This window comes from Clostridia bacterium (assembly GCA_035561135.1).
Lineage (GTDB): Bacteria > Acidobacteriota > Terriglobia > Terriglobales > Acidobacteriaceae > DATMYA01.
In genome coordinates this window covers 441,314-460,437 of record DATMYA010000008.1, presented here as the reverse complement: position 1 = coordinate 460,437, position 19,124 = coordinate 441,314, and the positions used below count along the sequence as shown (strand labels likewise).

The following is a 19,124-nucleotide window of genomic DNA, read 5'->3' as shown; positions in this document are numbered from 1 at the left end:
ATGTCCATTTACAAGCGCGGCGGTGTCTACTGGTACAAGTTCATGTGGAATGGCGAGCTGATCCGCGAGTCCACGAAGCAAGGCAATGACAAGAAGGCGCGCAACATTGAATCGGCACACCGCACGTCGCTAGCGAATGGCCTTGTGGGCATCCGTGAAAAGAAACCCGCGCCAGCGCTGGCGGATTTTCTGAAAGACGATTTCGTGCCATTCGTGGAGACGAAACACGCTGCGAAGCCCGCAACGGCCGAATACTACACCGATGGCGCGAACATGATTTGCAAGTGCGATTGGGCCTCTGATCCACTGGACAAGATCAGCGACCAGCACGCACAGCACTTCGCCGCGAAGTATGCCCACCTCTCCCCTTCCCGCATCAATTGCGGCCTTCGCACCCTACGCCGCGCCCTTAACCTCGCATTCGAGTGGGGCAAGCTGGACAGGCCCGTGAAGATCACTCTCGCGAAAGGCGAGCGCCAGCGTGACACCGTGCTCACAGATGGCGATTGGCAACGGTACATCGCAGAATGCCCGCAGCCGTGGAGAGACGCTGCAATCATCATTCGCGGCACAGGAATGCGCCCTGGCGAAGTGTTCGCGCTGCGGTGGGAGAATATCCATCTGAACGGCACAGGCGGGCTTATACAGGTCACAGAGGGCAAGACGAAAGCCGCGCGCCGAATGCTCCCGATGGTCCCGGCCGTGTATGTCGCCATGTCGAACCGCTATATTTCCGCGGGCAAGCCGGAAGAGGGTTGGGTATTCCCCGCCACCTCGATTGAAGGCCACCTCAACAAAGACACGGCGAAGGACCAGCACAAGCGCGGCCTCGATCGTGCGAACGCGAAAGCGAAGGCGAGCCGGGAAAAGGAAATCAAAGCCTTCCCGCCTTACGTGCTCCGGCACACGGCGCTGACGCAACTAGCAGAGGCGGGCTGTGATGTGTTCACGCTGGCGCGCATCGCTGGGCACTCCTCAATCACGATCACACAGCGATATGTTCACCCTCAGGCGGACGCGATAGACCGCGCCTTTCAGCAGACAACGAACGCTGCACTTGCGGCACTTCCGCCAGCGGGAGACTAGGCACAGAAAATCTCAGGTGGGCACAAAATTGGGCACAATGCAAAACGGGCACCTTATGAGGGTGCCCGTAAGTATTTGGTGCGAAAGGGGGGACTCGAACCCCCACGGTTTTACCCGCCAGATCCTAAGTCTGGTGCGTCTGCCAATTCCGCCACTCTCGCATTAAGAATCGTAAAGAATTCTGGAAGGGACTGAATGCAACGTCAAGCTTTTCCACTCGACATTGTCATTGTCGCAGTCACTTCAATTTCTCGTTCATAGCTATTGTACCTCCGGAGCGGCTGCTGCCGAAAACTCGACTCAGCATCGGTGCGCCACCATCGCCTGAGGCAGTCGCGGCACACGCATCCGCAATATGGCACGCTGCGGCGGAGGTGAGCGCGACACTTGATGAAAAGCGCCTGCGATTGCAGGCGCTTTGAATTTGTTGCTCACATCGGGAATGGCCGTGGACCTCGTGTCACGGTCGAAGCCTCTGCGTGCTCATTCCTTGAGTCCAAAGCTGTTGTGGAAGTAATAGCGAACAGTGACATTGCCAGCGGCTACCAGCAGTCCTGTGGTGCTGTTTGTGTTTTGCTTCGTAGAAGTGGCGTCATTGATGTTGGCTTCGGTCGTGCTCTTAATAAACGCCGTGCCCAGTCCGGTGGGAAACGAAATGCTGCTCAGGCTCGAAGTCTTGTAGTAGATCGTGCCACCGCTTTCTGGCGACGTCGCGAACACGTACAACCGGCCGTTCTGCTGATCCAACTGCACGATGGGACGGGTGTGGTGGTCGCTCTTGCGTCCGAAGGTATAGCTGCTCCACTGTCCTGCCGTGTTGCGGACCAGCAGCAGCACCAGCGGATCGCTGGAGCCGGTGTACGAGGTCTTCACTGCGGCAAACACCCGTCCGTCTGAGGTGGCTTTCAGGCTGATGTGATCGTCAGCCAAGCCCGTTGCGCCTGTAATTGGTACCTCCTGGTGCCAGGTCGTCGGAGGATCGCCATCGCGTGAGTTGCAAAATAGAACCTGGAGGTGAGCTGATTGCTCAACATCACTCCTACTTTGCCTCCAAAGGCAATAATCGACGAGATGTCGTCCGACGAGACATTGACTGCGCTCGAGCTGATCGGCAACACATAGGGAGTGCCCCAACTCGCGTAGTTGGTGCCGCTACTGTGGTTCACCATTACCTTGCTGCCCTCTACGTACGTGGCCCACAGCGTTCCGGTCGTATCTTTCGCGAGCGTCAGCGTCTCGGATTTGCCCCTCGTAACGTTGTTCACCTGAAGTTGTTTGGTGTACGTCTTCGTGCTCGAATTGTAGGTATAGACGTACAGGCGTCCCCAACTGCTTGAGGTCGTTGTCTGCCCCAGCGTGGTGAAGATGTGCGATACGAGGTAGAGCTTGTTCGTCTCTGCATCCCACAGCACGTCGGCCCTGCTGCTGTTGCGGTCGTCGAGCACCGTTCCAGTGTCCTGCCAACTGTGAGTCGCGGGTTCGAAGCGGTAGATGTGAAACTCCTGCGCGGCGTCGTTGTACAAACTTCCCCACCAGTAGCCATCATTCCACCACAACTTGCTTTCCGGTTTTTCGCCCGTCGGGGTACCGGTGCCAGTCGTGCCGTAATAGAAATCTTTGTAGCCCACCGCAATGTGCGTTTGTGCGTTTGCGGCCGAAACCAGCATTGAGGTCACAAACACCAACCACGCGCACGCAATACGCGCGAGAAGAGGGTTACGGCGGCGGCCGTTTCTGAGGGCGAGATCGACGTGATCGAAGATCTTGGTGATCTGCCGAACAGGAGGGGGAACAACGGGGGGCATTGGTGTCCTCGCGATTGGAACCGCGGCTGGATTGGGACGGACTGCTGCAAAATCAATTGCAACTAAACCGGGCGGCCTGATTGATCTTTCTGTGCCGTAGTGTATAGCGTCTATCCAGAGAACAGGCAAGTCGCTGCTGCGGAAATTATTCACTCATTTTCATTCATGCAATTCCAATGTAGCTGTTCAGTGATGATGCTGGGCTCCCGATAGCCGAAGGTTTGACGCTGCATGCTTCGACCGGCGTAATTTCGGGAACTCCGACGGGTTTCGGCGGATCGTATGTAACGGTCCAGGTTACAGACGCGTTCACGGCAAAGCCACAAAGCGTCACAAATAACTTGCTCACCATCTTCCGCCCGGCAAACAGCGCCCGCAATGACACAGTCATCACCGCCACTCCCATCGGGCCGGGTATTTACAATGCATCTTTAAGCCCATACTGGGACACTCGCACCGACACAGAGTCCGACCACGACTACTACCAATTGACCGCCATCGCTGGCGCAATGGTGAAGGTCGGTGCCAGGGCGCTGTACACGCAGACCTCGGGCGTGTTGGACACGGTCATCGAGATCGTCGACGCAAATGGCATACGGCTCCAGAAATGTTGGTCCCAAAGCAGCTACAACTACACTGGTGAGTGTCTTAACGACGACCAGTATTCCGGCACCACCGATTCTTTGCTACAGCTCCAGGTGCCTGGGACAGCGGGGCAGGACGTCGTCTTCTTCCTGCACGTTCTTGACTGGCGCGGTGACGCCCGTCCCGACATGCTCTACGAACTGAACATCAGCGGAACGAAATGAACGTGGACGATGACCTTGTACTAGCGAATGAGGGCGGCCGCAAGCCGTGCCTTTCGTCTTGCTGGCCATGCGAAGCAGGCTTGATCATCGCGTGCAGGGGAGGGAAGGTTCTAAGCACCGTGAGCCGTCTGCAACTCCGACCGATTACAATGTTTCAGTAACGCCCCATGGACACGAACCCAGCCGTTTACGTAGATACGCCCGCGAAGTTTACTGAGCTGCTGAAGCAGCTTGAACCATATGCCATTATTGGGCTCGATACCGAATTCATCTCCGAAGGACGATATGAGCCGGCGCTCTGCCTCGTGCAGTTGGCGACGCCAGATGGAATCTGGATCGTTGATCCCATTGCCATTCCCGATCTCCATAAATTATGGGAACTGCTCGTCCAGCCTGGCCGTGAAATGGTGGCGGTGGCTGCGCGGCAGGAAGTGCGCTTCTGCGCTAAAGGCGCCGGCGCGCCCCCTGCGGGTGTCCTTGACATACAGGTTGCCGCCGGTTTGGTCGGATACGGATATCCACTCAGTCACACCAATTTGGTGAACAAGCTTGTCGGCGTCCGCGTACACGGCGGAGAAAGCTTTACCGACTGGCGCAAGCGTCCTCTCACACCCGTGCAGCTAAAGTATGCCGCCGATGACGTGCGATACCTGCTCGCCATGCGCGAAAAGGTACTCGAACGCGCGAAAGAGATGGGCCGCCTGGAGTGGGTTGAGGGCGAGTGTGCTCGTCTGGCGCAAGATGTGTTGTGCGAAGAAGAGCGTTGGCGCGTCTCCGGCAGCGCGCGCTTGACTCGGAGGCAGTTGGGGGTCCTGCGGGAGGTGTGGCGCTGGCGCGACCGTAGTGCGCGGCATTTAAACCTGCCGGTCGCGCGGGTTCTGGGCGATAGTTTACTTGTGGAGATCGCTCGCCGGTCCCCGGCAACCGAGGAAGACCTGTTCGCACTGCGCGGCCTCGATCGTCGCCTGGTCCGCAGTGCCTCCGCTGATATCGTCGCAGCCGTGCATGTCGCGATAGAGTTGCCGGAAAGTAAACTGCCGAGCAATGAACGTCGCGAAGATCCACCGCAGGTCGCGATCCTCGCCAAGCTTCTTTCCGTGGCTTCGAACGGCCTCGCTACCGAGTACCGCATCGACGCGGCTCTCCTCGCGACGACGGCAGACCTGCAGGAGTTGGTTCGGTGGAGATTACATCCGGAGGACAACGAGCCCGCATTACTGGAAGGCTGGCGCGGCGAAATCCTTGGCACACCTCTGCTGGGTATTCTCGAAGGCAAGCGATGTGTGCGGGTGGGTAACTTGCAGGGTGGCAATCCGCTATCTTTTGAGGAGTGTGATCCTGTGAAGGCGTAACCTCGAAGGAATGGAAGCTGTGCTCATTTACAAGACCACAAGGAATATCTCAAGACGGAGCTTCGCTTCTTGCTTGCAGCAACTTTCACTGGGGCTGAAGCGCCCCCGATCAGCAATGGTTCTATCGCAATTCAGTTAGATCATTGAACCGCGTTCAATCCGCGCCAGATCCACATGCCCGCAATCACCAGGATGAGCACGCCTGAAGTCGCTCCGAGCCAGCCGACGATCGGCGTGAGCCGGTTCAACTTGAGCAGCAGCTCCTGCTGTTCGCGTTCCATATGCGACTCGGATTTCTCGATGAAAAGCTGATCATCCTCATGCATGGTCAGCGTGCTGCGATAGATGATCAGGATCACAAGAATCGTCGTAAGTACGGCCCAGACTATCAGCAGCACTTGCATTAACGGCATTCGCCACCTCAGGTTCTGATCCCGCGCACTCGTAGAGGCTTTCTGAGCAGCTCACCCACCGGCGCACTCCCACTTCTACGCCGGCCCAACCCGGATGAGCGGCCAGCCGCCGCGGGTATGGGGCCCTTTGTGCGGCAAATTATATCTCCGAGTCTTTCCTGATGGGATGAATATTTTTTCCAAACACTCGCCTACGGCAACTCTCGGACGCCTGCCTGGTGACTGGGGCAAAGTGGCTGCCCGCGCAGGACTTTGTTTTCGCGCATCCAACGCGAGACTCAAGTTTTTGCAACGATCTGCTTCCATCCGGCGTCTAAAACAGTGTTGCTCGTTTTAAGCGCATATCGCTGCATCGAAAAGTTCGCATCACAGGTAAATGTGATGGAGTATTTGCTATAATTTCTGGTACACGGCAATCAACAGGAGACACGAATGTCGACCACGACTACGACACCGCCCGAAGTCAAAAAAACAAACCCGGTTTCGCTGACGCCGAACGCAATTGCTAAGGTGAAGGAAATCATGGCGCAGCAGAATCCTGTTCCCGCGGGACTCCGTGTTGGCGTCGTTGGAGGCGGCTGCTCCGGCTTTTCGTATAGCATGTCGTTTGAGAACGGCGCGGGAGCCATGGACAAGACGTTCGACTACGAAGGCCTTAAGGTTTTCGTCGACGCGACTTCGTTAATGTACTTGCAGTCATGCGTTGTCGACTACGTCGAGACGCTTGAGGGTGCCGGCTTCAAGTTCGAAAATCCGAACGTCAAGAGCACGTGCGGTTGCGGCTCGTCCTTCAGCGCGTAAATTCGCGAGAGTGAGCACTCAAAAGGCCGCGTCTTTCGACGCGGCCTTTTAGCATCTCATCTACTATCGCCTGGAGCGTTCGTGTGGGGCTGCTCTGGGTTCTATCTGGGGTTCATGCCAAAGCCGCTACTACCCTGCGGCTGTTGTTGGGTACCTGCCGGACTTCCAAATCCTGTCGTCGCTCCCGATCCAGCGGGTGTTCCAAACCCACTAGATCCAAAACCCCCAGCAGTTCCGCCTGGCATGTTGACTCCAGGCGTCGCGCCCACCGCTCCGGCGAGGGGATTGTACGGTCCCTTGATTAATCCGCCACGGTCCTGTGCCGGGTCAAAGACGAACAGCCACTGGTTATAGCGCCGCTTGTTGTTGAACTCGCGTATGCCGGTTCGTTCGCTCATGCTGGCGACGCCAAGTATCGGCCCGCCGCCAAAAGTCTGTCCGGTGAGGGAGCTTCCGAACGAACTTCCAGAACTCGAGCTCCCAGAAGTAGAACCTCCCGAACCCAGAGTTCCAGAATTTGTGTTTCCCGGGCTCGAGTTCGAGTTTCCGAAAAGACCGCCGGTGCCTCCGCCGAAACCAGAGCCGCCTGAGCCGAAACTGCCTGAGCCAAAACTACTGGAGCCGCTTGAGGCGCCAAAGCCAGACTGTGGCGCCTCCGCCTTGGGCTGCTCGCCGTCTGTGGTCGAAGTACCTGTGGTCGAAGTGCTCCCGAGCGTACCGGCACTCGCGCCGATCCCTTGCGGTTGCTGCGCACTTGGGGCGATACTGCCTGTGCTCCCGCCTGTCTGTCCGAGTTGAACCTCGCCAAAGCGTACGAGCCTCCAGTTGCCGCTCTCGGTCATGGGGTCTTTATATCGTTTGCGCAGGAAACGTATGTTGTTCGTTTTCTCAAGGTCTTCGACACGCGTAGGGTAGCGTCCGAACTTCTTGTAATACTTCTTGACCGCACGCGCGTACTGCTCGCCGCGGTGGATCATCTCCTGCTCGCGGTCGCGCTTAACCTGCTGGGCTATGCGCGGAGCGGCGGCCGTCATGGCGAGGATCAGTAGTGCCATGGCCAGCAGCAGAATGAGCAGAATGTAGCCAGACTGCCTGCCTCTCTTGCGCTTGTTTCGTGATTGGAATCCGCGATACTTCATGGAATTTGTGTTTGCCGCGCGCGGTTAGCTCTGCGACAGGGGAATGCTCTGGCGATTGTTGCTTAGAACGTCTTCGATCTCCACCGCATTCGGTGAGATGCGTAGCACCTTGTACCGGCTCTTCACGATATCGCCTTCCCCGGCGACGAAGATGTCATCACCCTGGGAAAGAAAAATCTGCTTTGCCTCGCCCTGGCGGCTCGCGAATCCGAAAAACTTGAGATTAATCGGAGGTGGACCCGAAGGCGCGTTGTTGTTCGCCGTCGGCCGATTCATCACCGGCTGCACCGGCTTCGGAAGCTCGGGTGCCGGTTCGGCCTGTGCCCTGAAGATGTTGCGTCCCTTACCCTCGTATTTCGTTTCCTCGCTGGCCTTCAGCAGATCAAGCCGCAGCGTAGGATCGAGCGTGTCGTTCAGCACCGCTGCGGGCGCCCTGCGCGTGCCACGGCGTTGTGCAGTGCGCGGAGGCGGAGCGGGTGCACTAGCAGCCTGCGCCGGCGCTCCAGCGGTCGCCGTCGCTGTTGCTGTTGGCGCGCTGGCAGGCTCCGGTGCAGACGCTCCACTCAGCATCCTGATCAGAAGAAACACCGCCACACACATCAGTACTATCGCGATGATGAACTTCGTCCGGCTTTCGGATCCAAGCTTCACTAGGCGGCCGTCCTTATGTATGTCTCGAAGCGCACTTGCAGGCGTACCGTGCCCTCTTGCGCCTCACCCAGCAACACGCTGTTCACCACGAAGAACAGCTTGTTGCGTTCGAGCGCGTTGATAAATTTCATCTCATTGGCGTAGTCGCCCGTGAGCGATGCATCGATTCCGATGCGCTGCACTCCGGGCATACTCACGTCCTGCTCTTCATAGCGGATACCGGTGATCTGTATCTTGTTTTCGTTCGCGAGTTTCCCCAGTTGTGCGGAGATTTCGGAATATCGAGTCGGCAGACGATCCCTGTAGAAGACGTCGATCTGCTTCCGCGCGGTATCCAGCTTCTGGTCCATGCCGCGCGCCGGAAGCGACTCGCGACGCTTGGCCTGCAATTCCGCACGCACCCGGCTGTAATCGTTCTCGCGTGCACTTCGCGAACGGCCGAGCGGCGAGAGCAGCAGGGCAACAGCCGCTGCATCGAGAACCAAAAGAACGATCAGTACTATTAACAGCCGACGGCGTGCTTCGGGAACGTTACGGATCATCGCTGGCCAACTTTCTGCACGCCAGCGTCGCCAAGCTTGCCGGAGGTACCGTTCGATTCCGGCGTATACGGCGCACCCACCGCCGGTGGCGCGTAGATGGAGCTGATCTCAAACTGAACCGTGTCGGTTCCGGAAGCTTGCTGGGCCTTCGACTCGACTCGTACCTGCGCTTGCCGGAAGGTGTCCGACTCCTCCATCTTCCGCACCAGTTCGACGGCGCGTTCGCGCGAATCTCCGGCGACGATCATGCGAACTTGCAGCTGGTTCTGATCGTTCAGTTCAGGCGCAATGGAAACCACATGCAAGCGAGGTGGCATCACGCGTTCCAGGTCTTCAAACACGCGGGTCCATGAGAATGCCTTGCGTGCGATAACCTCATTCAGAAATCGCGCCTGCTCGGCGACTGCCTTGTTGTCGGGACGATTCAGTAACGCCATGCCGGCCGCTTTTTCGCGGTCGAGGCTATTCATCTCCTGCCGCAGCATAGCGATCTGCCGGTTCACGTCACGCGACTGCCGCCACGACGAGATGGCGTAATAAACAAGGCCACCCGTAAAAATGGCGAGCACCGCGATCAGCGTTCCCCAACGCAGCAGAAACTTCTTAACGTCTTCATACGGCTGGCTTGCGAGATTGATGTTCAGGCGCATCGTTGTTGTTCGCTCCTCAGCCGATCAGGGCTCCAACTACGCCCGCCAGTTCCGACCGGTCGGTGTTGCCGTTCATGGCAAGTGTCGTCAGTCCAACGAGTTCCTGCACGCGTGAACCTGTCTGCGCTTCCAGCGCCGGGGCGACGTCCTGAATCGCTACGCGGCCTGCGACCAGCACCCGTTCCACGTTCACTCCGAAGGTGTCCTGGAAGAACACGACGGAAGGATACACGTCCTCCGCAAGACGCTCGCCCGAAATTATGGTTCCGCCATTCTCCAGCGTTCGGTACAGCAGCAGTTCGCCATGGTTCAGAATCGCGACGCTGCTTGTGTCGGCATCCACCTTCAGCACCAGCGTAGGACGGGAAGTATCCACCGCGCCGAGTGCTGCAATCGTCGAGGGCATCACGATGCCGGGATTGCACCCCGCATCGCGGAAAACCTGCTCATACTCCTGCAATACCGCCGACGGAGTTACCGCGGCAACCACCTTCACCATCCCGGGCGCGCGCGCAACGTCGTAACTGAGCGCGGCTTTGTCGATGTCGAACGGCAAAGACTTTTTGAGCCGGAAGCGCACGACCGAGTCGGCATCCAGCCGGCGTTCTGGCAGGGTATCGAACTCCAGCAGCACGATGCGAACGGCAGCATCCGGCACAATGGCGATCACGTCGCGCGTTCTGCCGGCCACGGTGCTTACCATCTCCTCGATAGCGTCCCGGACAGCGGAGCCTTCAGCCACGTTCGTCGCGAGCAGGTTCGGAGTCACGGCTCCTGGCGGCAGTGTTCGCGAGTGCACCGCTTCCACTACGTGGCGCGTGGCGTTCACCCGCGCTGCGGTCACGCGGGTTGCCATAACTTCACAGGCGATCCGTGGACGGCCGTTGCTGAGGTTGTTGGCCATTCTGTTTCCGTTCTCTCTCATACCGAGTTCTGTCGTGCTAACGCGTCGTTTCGATGAACGTGACCTTATTGATTTCTTTCAGCGTCGTAATTCCGGCCCTTACTTTAGCGATGGCCGACTCGCGCAGGAACGTCATTCCTTCTTCGCGCGCCGCCTTCCGAATCTCTGAACTGGGCCTTTTTTCGAGAATCATCTCGCGAACGTTGTCCGTCAAATCCAGCAGTTCGTGAATCGCCGTTCTCCCGCGAAAGCCTGTGCCCGCACACTCTATGCATCCCGGACCTTCATAGAACGTGAAATTGCTCCATTGTTCCGGGTCGAGCCCGCTCGCTTCCAGCACGTCAGCCGGATACCGCACAGGTTGTTTGCAGTGTTCGCAGATCAGGCGCACCAGTCGTTGCGCCAGGATGCAGTTCAAGGCCGAAACGAAGTTGTACGGCTCAACGCCCATATTCAGGAAGCGGCCGATCACGTCCACCACGTTGTTGGCGTGTACCGTCGTAAACACCAGGTGTCCTGTCAGTGCGGATTGGATAGCAATCTGCGCCGTTTCCGTGTCGCGAATTTCGCCGACCATGATCTTGTCAGGGTCATGGCGAAGAATCGAACGCAGGCCGCGTGCGAACGTCAATCCCTTCTTCTCGTTCACCGGAATCTGCGTCACGCCTCGAATCTGGTATTCGACAGGGTCTTCGATCGTGATGATCTTGTCTTCGTCTGTCTTGATTTCGTTCAGCGCCGCGTACAACGTTGTCGTTTTACCAGAGCCCGTCGGACCCGTTACCAGCACCATGCCGTAGGGTTCCGCCACGTAGCGGCGGAACTTGCGAAGGTCATCTTCGCTGAAGCCGACCACGTCGAGCGTGAGTTTGTGAAACTTCTCGCTCATCGACTCCTTGTCGAGCACACGCAGCACAGCATCTTCTCCATGAATGCTGGGCATGATTGAAACGCGGAAATCGATGGAGCGCGCGCTGTAGCGCACGCGGAACCGGCCATCCTGCGGCACGCGACGCTCGGCGATGTCCAATTCGCTCATCACCTTGATACGCGAGATGATGGTCGAGTGGTGCTCTTTCGCGATGGGTTGCATCGCCTGCTGCAACACGCCGTCGATGCGGTACTTGATTACGACCGAGTCGTCGCGGGTTTCGATATGAATATCACTGGCGCGGCGTTGCAGCGCGGTGAAGATCGTCGTATCCACCAGGCGGATGATCGGGCTGATGTCGCTCTCGGCCGTCAGCCGCTCAATCGAGATCGTTTCGTCGGCGCTCTCGTCTTCCGGAATAACGTCCAGCGCAAAGCCCTCGCTGGCTTCTTCCAGCACGCGCTGTGACTGCTCTGTCTTTTTTAAAATGTCCGTGATCTGCGACAGGGTCGCGACCTTCGGCTGGATGCGCCGTGCGAGCAGCAGGCTGATCTCGTCGATCATCATCAACTGGCTCGGGTCGGCGACTGCAATTGCCAGGCGTCCGTCCTCTGTTTCTTCCAACGGGACGAAGTTGTGCCGGAACATCAGGTCAACAGGAATTTTGCGTAGCAGTTCGTGTTGTATATGAAAGTTGCGCAGGTCCACGAACTCGCAGCGATAGCGGCGCGCTAAGTCGCGTCCGCGCGCTTCCTCGTCGCCCGTGACTGTGCTTGCGCCATTGATGAAAAGCTGTGCCATTAATACTTACTCCAGGAAAATATCTGTGCGCCGTTTGGCAAGGCGCCGGTTAGCTCTAGCGGCCTGCCCCCGCCGATCCGATTCCGCCCGCGGCCCCGGTAGTTCCGATGCTGAAAACCGGCATGTAGAGCGATATCAGGATGAAGCCGACCACCAGGCCCATGAAGATCAGGATGAACGGCTCGATCAGCGACATCGCCGCCGAGAGCGCGTTCTGCACGTCTTCCTCATAGAATTCCGCCACCGACGTAAGCATGGACGGGAGCGCACCCGTGGACTCGCCGACCTCTATCATCTCCACCGCTAGTTCGGGAAAAATCGCCGTGGCCTCCAGGCTGCGCGAGAGTGGCTGTCCCTCCCGGACGCTTTGCACGGCCACGCTGATGCCGTTTGCCATCAGCCGGCTTTGCATGGAAGCGCTGGCCGTCTCCAGCGCCGGAACCAGCGACAGGCCGCCCGCCAGCAGTGTTGCCAGCATCCGCGAAAACACCGCTACCTGGTACTTCAGCCAGGTCGGCCCAAGGATCGGTGTCCGCAGCTTGATCTTGTCGATCTGCGCAGCCCCCGTATCGGTGCGACTCCAGCGCCATAGCAGGAATCCCGTAGCACCCAACCCAATCAGCAGCAAGGGAAGCAGGTTCTTGATGCTCAACGCGACGGCGAGCGTGAATGCCGTGATCCCCGGCAGTGGCGCGCCCATGTCGTTGTAGAGAGCGGCAAAGCGCGGCACCACAAATGTGATGAGCAACGAGAGCAGCAGGGTGACGCCAATCACAAGGATCGATGGATAGATCAGCGAAGCTACCAGTTTCTTGCGGAAACTGAGCGCCAGCCGCTGAAACCCTATATAGCGCGACAGAGTCTCTTCCAGGTTGCCGCTCTTCTCGCCCGCCAGGATCGTCGTCGAATAAATCTTGGGAAAAACGCCTTGGGCCTCGAATGCTTCGCTCAACAGCTCGCCGCTCTTAACGCGGTCGCGCACGTTTTCCAGCACGGACCGGAAGTACAGATTGCGCTGCCGCTTTGAGAGCAGGTCGAGCGCCTGCGAGATCGGCAGGCCCGCCCGGATCAGTGTTACAAACTGCTGGTTGAATATTACGAACTGTTCCAGTTTGACGCGCTTGCGCTGTGGCAGGCGAATTTCGCCGCCCGCGAGCAATCCGCGGGGTTTCACCCAATAAACCAGGTATCCTTGCTGGGCGAAGTGCTCGCGCACTTCAGCCTCACTGAAGCCCGCCTCCATTAGTTCGGAAACGTTCCCCCGCTCATCGGCCATCTTGATAAGGAATTCTGCCATGCTCGTGAGCCATGCTACCGGCAAGGTGGCCCCACGGCCACGCGTCCTGCCGATTCCCTGAACGTTTCAGCCGGGGATTTAACTGCCTGTCTTAGAGTCTAACATCCTGAAAACCCAAGCATTGTAGCTGTACAGACGCTCTCTCGGCATTAAATCGAAATCGACGGTAATTGCAAGGTCACTAAGGCCCAAGCACAGGCCCCTAAAAACCTGTTTTAAGTATCATGGCCAAAGTCCGCCTGCCTACTGCGGGGCAAGTTCGCTGGCTTCCATGACCTCTATCCCACGCGGAGGGCTGAACCGAAAGCGCTCATCGGCTACCTGGACGTTCTCACGCTGCTGGAGAAAGCGGAATTCCGTAGTCGAACCATCGAGTTCCTCAAGGAAGATGCGCGCAATGCGGCGCTCCGGCGTAATCTCCAGCAACACCTGGGAAACCCTGTCCTGCATTCCTTTCGGGACTCCGCGCAACATGACGTTTCCTTGGTTGGCCGGTCTAGCGTCCGGTGCCAAAGACAGTCCTTCGAACTCCTTCATTAGCTTTGTCCTGCCAAGAAGGTAACGTAGCGGAGAGCGCATATCGTCCAGTCTCTTAACAGATGCTCTCCGTGCCTGCCTCTCGCCCGGGACGTAGAACCACGCCGTCTTGCCATCCGTGATGAATAGTTTCTCCCGCGGATTCCTATACTCCCAGCGCATCTTGCCCGGCTTCTTCAGCCACATCACGCCCGACTCGCTGCGTGCCATGCCGCCACCGCGATAAATTTCGGCGAAGTCGGCCTGCATGGAAGTCAGGTTGTTGTAGTGCTTATCAACGCCCTCTGCCAATTTTTGAATATCTGCCGGCGAAGTCTGGGCCATCGCCGTCGCCACGAGCCACAGTGGACCGCAGCAGAGAATTGCGAGAAGAGTCCTCAACAAAATTTTCATGATCTCATTCAGGTGCTTACTTGTTGGATTCCGGAGAGGGCACAACCGATGCTTTGCGACCGGGCGGCAGTCCCTTGGTGATGAACGGCAGGTCGTCCGGATACGCCACCTCGACACGTCCTCCGCGCACCTGGTAGGGATTTTCCAGCGGATCCACGGGCAGACGTTTCAGGTATCCAGCCGCCACCATTTCCTGGAAAGAAGCAGGTGCGCGGCCCGTATTGCGGGCGTAGTTATCAACCCACTGTTGCAGCGTCGTCACCTCTTCATCTACGCGCAGCGCCCGAAGCCGCTTGATGGCATTCGCCCGGATGTGCTTGTCTTCCGTGCTTTCCAGTATCTTCGTCCACAGCAGGCGCGATATCTCCGCGTCTCCGGCGTGCTGCGCGAAGGTCGCCGCCATCACTTTCATCCAGGGCAATGCGCCGGGAATTTCCGACCCTCTCAAGAATACTTCCGACGCCTTCTTCGAATCGCCCAGCTCCTGCCAGTAGATGAAGCCCAAATGGTAGTACAGCCGCCAGGCCGCCGGATTCTCCCGAATGCCGCGCTCAACCAGCTTGATCGCCGCTTGCGGATCGCCAGCACCTTCAGGAGGCTGCTGTGCGAGGAAGATGGACCCGAACTCATACGCCACCATCAGGTGCGGATCGAGCGTCGTCGTGATGTCCAGCAGCGGTTCTAGCAGCTTGAATTGCAGCGCTCTTTCGTGGTGCTTCCCCCCGAAGTACTGCACCACTCGCGTCCAGTAAACATCGGCCAGCAGGCCGGTGTATCCCAGGCTCATGCGCTTCACCGTGTTCGCTGAAGGGATGTAGAGCACCTCTTGCAGCGCCGTAGCTTCTCGTGCGCGATCGATCCGCTTCACCAGCGGGACACTCGCGCCCAGGCCCAGCACCAGCAGCGCCGAGAACACAAGCGAGATGTGCTTACGCGAAGTCATTTCAGGTTGCGGCGTTCGAAAATGAGCACAGCGCCGGAAATCGCCGCCGTCGCATACAGCACGGCATAGATGCTGTTGTAAAGAATCAGCTTCCCGGGCACGGGCACCGAGTGTGCCACCTGCGAGATTACATTGAAGGCCGCGAAGTTGGGCACAAAGTAGGCAAGTCCCTCCGCCAGCCATCGCGTCGGTCCGCTTGCGATGGCCGCGAATCCCCGCAGGTCCTCTGCAAATGTGCCAATCACAAACAGCGAGAACGCGAATACCGATGAGAGCAGCGGGGAAGAGAAGGTTGAGAACAGCAACGCCAGCGAAGTGATAAGCACGAACTGTAAAACGATGAAGTAAATGGCGACGAGCAGATAGGCATCAGCCGCCTGCAGCTTATGTGTCAGGTAGAGAAGCGCCGCGAAGAAGCCGGCCGCCATGAACGATGCGTTCACTACCAGCGTGCCGATCAGCCCGAAGAACTTGCCGATAATGAATTCCCAGCGCCGCACAGGCCGCGCCGCCAGCACCGTATAGAGCGTGCGTTTCTCAATCTCTTTCGAAACCAGCCCGATGCCGATGAAAATTGCGATCACGATCCCGAACAGCGAAATCGCCGTCAATCCAAGGTTCACCAGAACAAGCCGTTCGATGCCGATCGAAATCTGCCCGAACAGCAGTGCCGATCCCACCATGAGAATCGCGAACACGACAAGGTTGTAGAGCACGCGGTCTCGCACCGCTTCACGGAAGGTGTTGAATGCAATTGCCCCGATGCGGCTCATGAGTGCACCGCCTGTTCTGCCTCAAGTCGCGAAACGAAGTAGTCTTCGAGCGTTACGCGTACCGGCGTGACCGAGATCAATCGCGCACGCGCGTGTCGCACCGCGTCAATCGCCTCGTCCATTCGACTCTCGGGCACGGTCGCCCGCAGCACATCGCCGCTTGCGTGGCAGTCGCCGCCCAGGGCGACAATCCCCGCCGTCGCTGCCGCGCCTTCCCACATGATTTCCACCCGCCCGCTAACTTCGCGAACCAGGTCTGCCACCACGCCGATACCGCGCAGGCGTCCCTTGTTCAACACGGCAACGCGGTCGCATAACGCTTCCGCGTCCGAGAGAATGTGGGTCGAGAAGAAGATGGTTTTGCCTTCGTCTTTCAAACTCTGGATCAGGTCTCGCACTTCCCGGCGCCCTATCGGATCCAGTCCGGACATCGGTTCGTCGAGGAAGACCAGCTTGGGATCGTGGACGATTGCCTGTGCAATTCCGATCCGTTGCAACATGCCCTTGGAGTATTTCCGTAGCTGCGTGTCTTGCGCTTCAGGCAGTCCCACGCGGCGCAGCACTTCCTCTGCGCGGCGGCGGCGCTCCTTCGGCGGCACGCCAGAGAGCTGCGCGTAGTAATTGAGCAGTTCTGTTCCCGTGAGGTGATCGTAAAAATAGGGCTGCTCGGGAAGAAAGCCTATTTGCGCCTTCATCGTCGCATCGTGCAGTTCGCGTCCGAGAATCCTTGCCGTGCCCCCGGTCGGGAACACCAGCCCCATCAGCAGCTTCAAAGTAGTCGTTTTACCGGCGCCGTTCGGCCCCAGGTATCCGAAGACCTCGCCTTCCTCAACGGTCAGCGAAAGGGGATGCAGCGCCTGTTTGTATGTCTTGCGCCAGAATCCCGCAGGATAGCGTTTCTCGAGCGCAACAGTCTCAATGGCGGCCATAGAGTTTAAGTGTCAGGAACGATCAGACATTATACGGTGGCTGAAAAGAACTCGCGATAGCAACGACCAGACTGCCGACTTCCGCTTCGCACGGCAACTAACCAAGAAAAAGGGGGAGCCGGATTGCTCCTGCTCCCCTTGGCTTGTACCCTCCCCCAGGTACTTCGCCAATCTTAGTTGTTACTGGATCGGGGGCAGAGCCAAGCAAGCCGCTTCGTCGGCGATTGCGCCACCGGCTTGTTGTTTCCGAACGACGCCATCAGTGTTTGAGCAGAACGAGGCTTGGCCGGTAGTCCCGGCAGTGATCGGTTCACCGTTAATCTGGTACGAGCCGTTCGGAGTCGTGCCATCACCCGCGGTGCCAACGATCGCGAACTTGTATCCGCTCTTGCTGCAGGGCTGGCTGGGGCAACCAAGGACGCTGTCGATCAGCCCCGAGGCGGCCTCGGTCGGCGGGGTTGCAGTCGTGCCAAGCACAGCGAGGTCAGCGGCAAAGCCATAACCCGGATATGTCGACGCGTACGTGACCTGGGCGGTATTGACGGTGCGGATAGACCCTACGGCCGAAGCTTCGTTCGCGGCGATGCGGGAACGCAGCAGGTTCGGGATCGCGATGGCCGCGATGATCAGGATGATCGCGACAACGATCAGCAACTCGATAAGCGAAAAGCCCTTCTGTTTACGCATGGATGTCATCTCTCTCGACTGTGTGGAATTCACAACTGTCGTGGTATAGGGCACGTCGGACGCCAAACGTGTTTGCAGCGTTGGTTACCTTCGGCACTGGTTTGTATGTTGTCTGTTTCTAAGAAGTTAGGTGTATTGCTCCCAATTGGCAAAGCCTCAAAACTTTTGTGCGTACCGGCGAACGCAGTCACACTGACAAATAGTGTCACTCGGCGAAGCACAAATTTGTCATGGATAGCGTTGTTCATCTCTTAATCATGGTGGCAGGCGGTTCTCTTCCCGAGCGAGGGCGTAAGCCCGGGTCGGAGGAGCCCTCTTGAACCTCCGCTCCTACAACTCCGCGACCGCGTCGCGCCCAGGGGAATTCACTTGCAAGGGCCGCCCACAGGCCATTTGAGAATATTTTACTAGAATTTCAACAGGCAAGTTGATCGCGAGAGATTTTCAACCCGTTCAGGTTCCCGAGCACGGTTACCGCGATCTGTTCGCTCCTGAAGAACTCGTTGGCGAGCGCCAGCACTTCTTCGGAAGTGACCAATTCTATGCGATCGATGATTTCATTGATCCCAACAAAGCGGTCGTAATACATCTCCTGGCGAGCCAGGTTTGACATGCGCGCCGTTGAAGACTCGAGGCTCAGCATGAGAGAACCCTTCATCTGGTCTTTTGCGCGTCGCAGTTCCTCTTCTGGCACCGCGATGTTTTTGAGCTCGCGGAACTCGTTAATCACCGAATGCACCACTTTCGGAGCAGAATCGCGCGAAGTGCCAGCGTACACCGCCAGGCATCCCGTGTCGTGAAAGGGGCTCAACTCGCTAAAGATCGAGTACACCAATCCCTGGCGCTCGCGCACATTTTGGAACAGTCGCGAACTCATGCCGCCGCCCAGAAGCGTGTTCAATATGTAGGAGACGTACCGGTTCTCGTGCGAGATGGAGTAGGCCGGCACGCCTATGCAGATCTGCACCTGCTCCAGCGATTTCTTGTTGCGCATCATGATGCGCGAAACCGTTTTCGGCGGCGCTTCGTGCGATCCGTTGGGGACCGGTTGCAGGTGCTCGAAGCTCTGCGTCACCAGCCGGCAGAATTCGTGATGGTCCAGATTACCGGCCGCAGACACAATGATGTTGCCGGATGAAAACCGCTGGCCATAGTAGTCGAATAGCATCTGCCGCTCGAAACGGCGTACCGTATCTTTCGTGCCCAGGATCGGCTTCCCCAGCGGATGGTCCTTCCAGAAGTTCTGGGTAAAAATCTCATGCACGAGGTAGTCGGGATTATCCTCGTCCATCTTGATCTCCTCCAGGATCACTCCCCGCTCTCGCTGTATATCGGTTTCCGCAAAGATTGGGTTCAGCACCATGTCGGTCAGCACGTCCATGGCGATCGGTAGGTGTTCATCGAGCACCTTCACATTGAAGCAGATGCACTCCTTCGCCGTGAACGCGTCCATGTTCCCGCCAATCGAGTCCACCTGACGCGCGATATCCTCGGCCGAACGGGTCGTCGTTCCCTTAAACACCATGTGCTCAAGAAAATGAGAAATGCCGTTCCATTCCGTCGGTTCATGCCGCGAACCTGTTTTGATCCAGATGCCAATGCAGACAGAGCGTACGTGCGGCATTTCCTCGGTCAGGATCGTCAGTCCGTTCGGGAGCACCGTCCGTTGGACGTTTCGCAAATCATCGAACGTCTGCTTCTGCATGGAAACGGCCTTCATGGCACCCCTAATGGATTCTTG

The 19,124-nt window shown here is 57.9% G+C and carries 20 protein-coding genes and 1 tRNA gene; 4 read left to right on the top strand and 17 right to left on the bottom strand.

The features are described from left to right. Positions 1-1,086: a site-specific integrase gene (locus tag VN622_02130; GenBank protein HWR34650.1), complete on the top strand. Its 1,086-nt coding sequence runs from the start codon at positions 1-3 to the stop codon at positions 1,084-1,086. 76 nt (positions 1,087-1,162) lie between these two features. Here the strand turns inward: VN622_02130 and VN622_02125 are convergent. From VN622_02125 to VN622_02115, 3 genes are all read right to left on the bottom strand, one after another. Next, positions 1,163-1,247 (bottom strand) — tRNA-Leu (locus VN622_02125). A 322-nt stretch (positions 1,248-1,569) separates the two neighbouring features. Beyond that, on the bottom strand, positions 1,570-2,016 hold the full coding sequence (locus VN622_02120) for a hypothetical protein (GenBank protein HWR34649.1): 447 nt from the start codon (positions 2,014-2,016) through the stop codon (positions 1,570-1,572). Continuing rightward, positions 1,992-2,891 carry a hypothetical protein gene (locus tag VN622_02115; protein HWR34648.1) on the bottom strand — a complete coding sequence of 300 codons (900 nt, stop codon included), beginning with the start codon at positions 2,889-2,891 and terminating at the stop codon, positions 1,992-1,994. Before VN622_02115 ends, VN622_02120 begins: the two co-directional genes overlap by 25 nt. Positions 2,892-3,112: 221 nt before the next feature. Between VN622_02115 and VN622_02110 the strand changes: the two genes are divergently transcribed. Both VN622_02110 and VN622_02105 read left to right on the top strand, forming a co-directional pair. Beyond that, positions 3,113-3,700: a hypothetical protein gene (locus VN622_02110; protein HWR34647.1), complete on the top strand. Its 588-nt coding sequence runs from the start codon at positions 3,113-3,115 to the stop codon at positions 3,698-3,700. Positions 3,701-3,867: 167 nt separating this feature from the next. Continuing rightward, positions 3,868-5,052 (top strand): HRDC domain-containing protein, encoded by a 1,185-nt coding sequence (locus VN622_02105; protein ID HWR34646.1) that lies wholly within the window; start codon positions 3,868-3,870, stop codon positions 5,050-5,052. Positions 5,053-5,192: 140 nt separating this feature from the next. On the opposite strand, the gene VN622_02100 is transcribed toward VN622_02105, so the two are convergent. Next, positions 5,193-5,465 carry a hypothetical protein gene (locus VN622_02100; GenBank protein HWR34645.1) on the bottom strand — a complete coding sequence of 91 codons (273 nt, stop codon included), beginning with the start codon at positions 5,463-5,465 and terminating at the stop codon, positions 5,193-5,195. Between the two features lie 432 nt (positions 5,466-5,897). On the opposite strand from VN622_02100, the gene VN622_02095 reads away from it, so the two are divergent. Next, on the top strand, positions 5,898-6,266 hold the full coding sequence (locus VN622_02095) for an iron-sulfur cluster assembly accessory protein (protein HWR34644.1): 369 nt from the start codon (positions 5,898-5,900) through the stop codon (positions 6,264-6,266). 101 nt (positions 6,267-6,367) lie between these two features. Here the strand turns inward: VN622_02095 and VN622_02090 are convergent, their stop codons facing one another. The 13 genes from VN622_02090 to VN622_02030 all read right to left on the bottom strand — a co-directional run bounded on the left by VN622_02090 (position 6,368) and on the right by VN622_02030 (position 19,088). Next, positions 6,368-7,405 (bottom strand): hypothetical protein, encoded by a 1,038-nt coding sequence (locus VN622_02090; GenBank protein ID HWR34643.1) that lies wholly within the window; start codon positions 7,403-7,405, stop codon positions 6,368-6,370. A gap of 24 nt (positions 7,406-7,429) precedes the next feature. Further along, positions 7,430-8,056, bottom strand: a complete 627-nt coding sequence (locus VN622_02085; protein ID HWR34642.1) for a hypothetical protein — start codon at positions 8,054-8,056, stop codon at positions 7,430-7,432. Continuing rightward, entirely contained in the window at positions 8,056-8,598 is a 543-nt protein-coding gene (locus VN622_02080) for a hypothetical protein (protein ID HWR34641.1), read from the bottom strand. Before VN622_02080 ends, VN622_02085 begins: the two co-directional genes overlap by 1 nt. Next, the gene (locus VN622_02075) at positions 8,595-9,248 is read right to left on the bottom strand and encodes a PilN domain-containing protein (protein HWR34640.1); all 654 of its coding nucleotides are present in this window, start codon (positions 9,246-9,248) and stop codon (positions 8,595-8,597) included. Before VN622_02075 ends, VN622_02080 begins: the two co-directional genes overlap by 4 nt. 16 nt (positions 9,249-9,264) lie before the next feature. Further along, positions 9,265-10,152, bottom strand: coding sequence for a hypothetical protein (locus VN622_02070; protein HWR34639.1), 888 nt, complete (start codon positions 10,150-10,152; stop codon positions 9,265-9,267). A gap of 37 nt (positions 10,153-10,189) precedes the next feature. Further along, on the bottom strand, positions 10,190-11,824 hold the full coding sequence (locus tag VN622_02065) for a GspE/PulE family protein (GenBank protein HWR34638.1): 1,635 nt from the start codon (positions 11,822-11,824) through the stop codon (positions 10,190-10,192). Positions 11,825-11,879: 55 nt separating this feature from the next. Beyond that, positions 11,880-13,121 (bottom strand): type II secretion system F family protein, encoded by a 1,242-nt coding sequence (locus tag VN622_02060; protein ID HWR34637.1) that lies wholly within the window; start codon positions 13,119-13,121, stop codon positions 11,880-11,882. 243 nt (positions 13,122-13,364) lie between these two features. Next, a complete protein-coding gene (gene lolA, locus VN622_02055) occupies positions 13,365-14,051 on the bottom strand; it encodes an outer membrane lipoprotein chaperone LolA (protein HWR34636.1) in 687 nt (228 codons plus the stop codon). 16 nt (positions 14,052-14,067) lie between these two features. Beyond that, complete coding sequence (locus VN622_02050; GenBank protein ID HWR34635.1) at positions 14,068-14,994, bottom strand: hypothetical protein; 927 nt, start codon at positions 14,992-14,994, stop codon at positions 14,068-14,070. Beyond that, positions 14,991-15,767 carry an ABC transporter permease gene (locus tag VN622_02045; GenBank protein ID HWR34634.1) on the bottom strand — a complete coding sequence of 259 codons (777 nt, stop codon included), beginning with the start codon at positions 15,765-15,767 and terminating at the stop codon, positions 14,991-14,993. The genes VN622_02050 and VN622_02045 overlap by 4 nt, the downstream gene beginning before the upstream one ends. After that, the gene (locus tag VN622_02040; protein ID HWR34633.1) at positions 15,764-16,696 is read right to left on the bottom strand and encodes an ABC transporter ATP-binding protein; all 933 of its coding nucleotides are present in this window, start codon (positions 16,694-16,696) and stop codon (positions 15,764-15,766) included. The genes VN622_02045 and VN622_02040 overlap by 4 nt, the downstream gene beginning before the upstream one ends. Positions 16,697-16,876: 180 nt before the next feature. Next, positions 16,877-17,383, bottom strand: coding sequence for a prepilin-type N-terminal cleavage/methylation domain-containing protein (locus tag VN622_02035; GenBank protein HWR34632.1), 507 nt, complete (start codon positions 17,381-17,383; stop codon positions 16,877-16,879). 415 nt (positions 17,384-17,798) lie between these two features. After that, a complete protein-coding gene (locus VN622_02030) occupies positions 17,799-19,088 on the bottom strand; it encodes a pitrilysin family protein (GenBank protein ID HWR34631.1) in 1,290 nt (429 codons plus the stop codon). Between the last annotated feature and the right edge of the window lie 36 nt (positions 19,089-19,124).

Bases quoted from the DNA above. Each gene is read 5' to 3' on its own strand.
- VN622_02130 (HWR34650.1), top strand. From the start codon at position 1: ATGTCCATTTACAAGCGCGGCGGTGTCTACTGGTACAAGTTCATGTGG.
- VN622_02115 (HWR34648.1), bottom strand. From the start codon at position 2,891: ATGCCCCCCGTTGTTCCCCCTCCTGTTCGGCAGATCACCAAGATCTTC.
- VN622_02105 (HWR34646.1), top strand. From the start codon at position 3,868: ATGGACACGAACCCAGCCGTTTACGTAGATACGCCCGCGAAGTTTACT.
- VN622_02100 (HWR34645.1), bottom strand. From the start codon at position 5,465: ATGCCGTTAATGCAAGTGCTGCTGATAGTCTGGGCCGTACTTACGACG.
- VN622_02095 (HWR34644.1), top strand. From the start codon at position 5,898: ATGTCGACCACGACTACGACACCGCCCGAAGTCAAAAAAACAAACCCG.
- VN622_02090 (HWR34643.1), bottom strand. From the start codon at position 7,405: ATGAAGTATCGCGGATTCCAATCACGAAACAAGCGCAAGAGAGGCAGG.
- VN622_02080 (HWR34641.1), bottom strand. From the start codon at position 8,598: ATGATCCGTAACGTTCCCGAAGCACGCCGTCGGCTGTTAATAGTACTG.
- VN622_02075 (HWR34640.1), bottom strand. From the start codon at position 9,248: ATGCGCCTGAACATCAATCTCGCAAGCCAGCCGTATGAAGACGTTAAG.
- VN622_02070 (HWR34639.1), bottom strand. From the start codon at position 10,152: ATGGCCAACAACCTCAGCAACGGCCGTCCACGGATCGCCTGTGAAGTT.
- VN622_02065 (HWR34638.1), bottom strand. From the start codon at position 11,824: ATGGCACAGCTTTTCATCAATGGCGCAAGCACAGTCACGGGCGACGAG.
- VN622_02060 (HWR34637.1), bottom strand. From the start codon at position 13,121: ATGGCAGAATTCCTTATCAAGATGGCCGATGAGCGGGGGAACGTTTCC.
- lolA (HWR34636.1), bottom strand. From the start codon at position 14,051: ATGAAAATTTTGTTGAGGACTCTTCTCGCAATTCTCTGCTGCGGTCCA.
- VN622_02050 (HWR34635.1), bottom strand. From the start codon at position 14,994: ATGACTTCGCGTAAGCACATCTCGCTTGTGTTCTCGGCGCTGCTGGTG.
- VN622_02045 (HWR34634.1), bottom strand. From the start codon at position 15,767: ATGAGCCGCATCGGGGCAATTGCATTCAACACCTTCCGTGAAGCGGTG.
- VN622_02040 (HWR34633.1), bottom strand. From the start codon at position 16,696: ATGGCCGCCATTGAGACTGTTGCGCTCGAGAAACGCTATCCTGCGGGA.
- VN622_02035 (HWR34632.1), bottom strand. From the start codon at position 17,383: ATGCGTAAACAGAAGGGCTTTTCGCTTATCGAGTTGCTGATCGTTGTC.
- VN622_02030 (HWR34631.1), bottom strand. From the start codon at position 19,088: ATGCAGAAGCAGACGTTCGATGATTTGCGAAACGTCCAACGGACGGTG.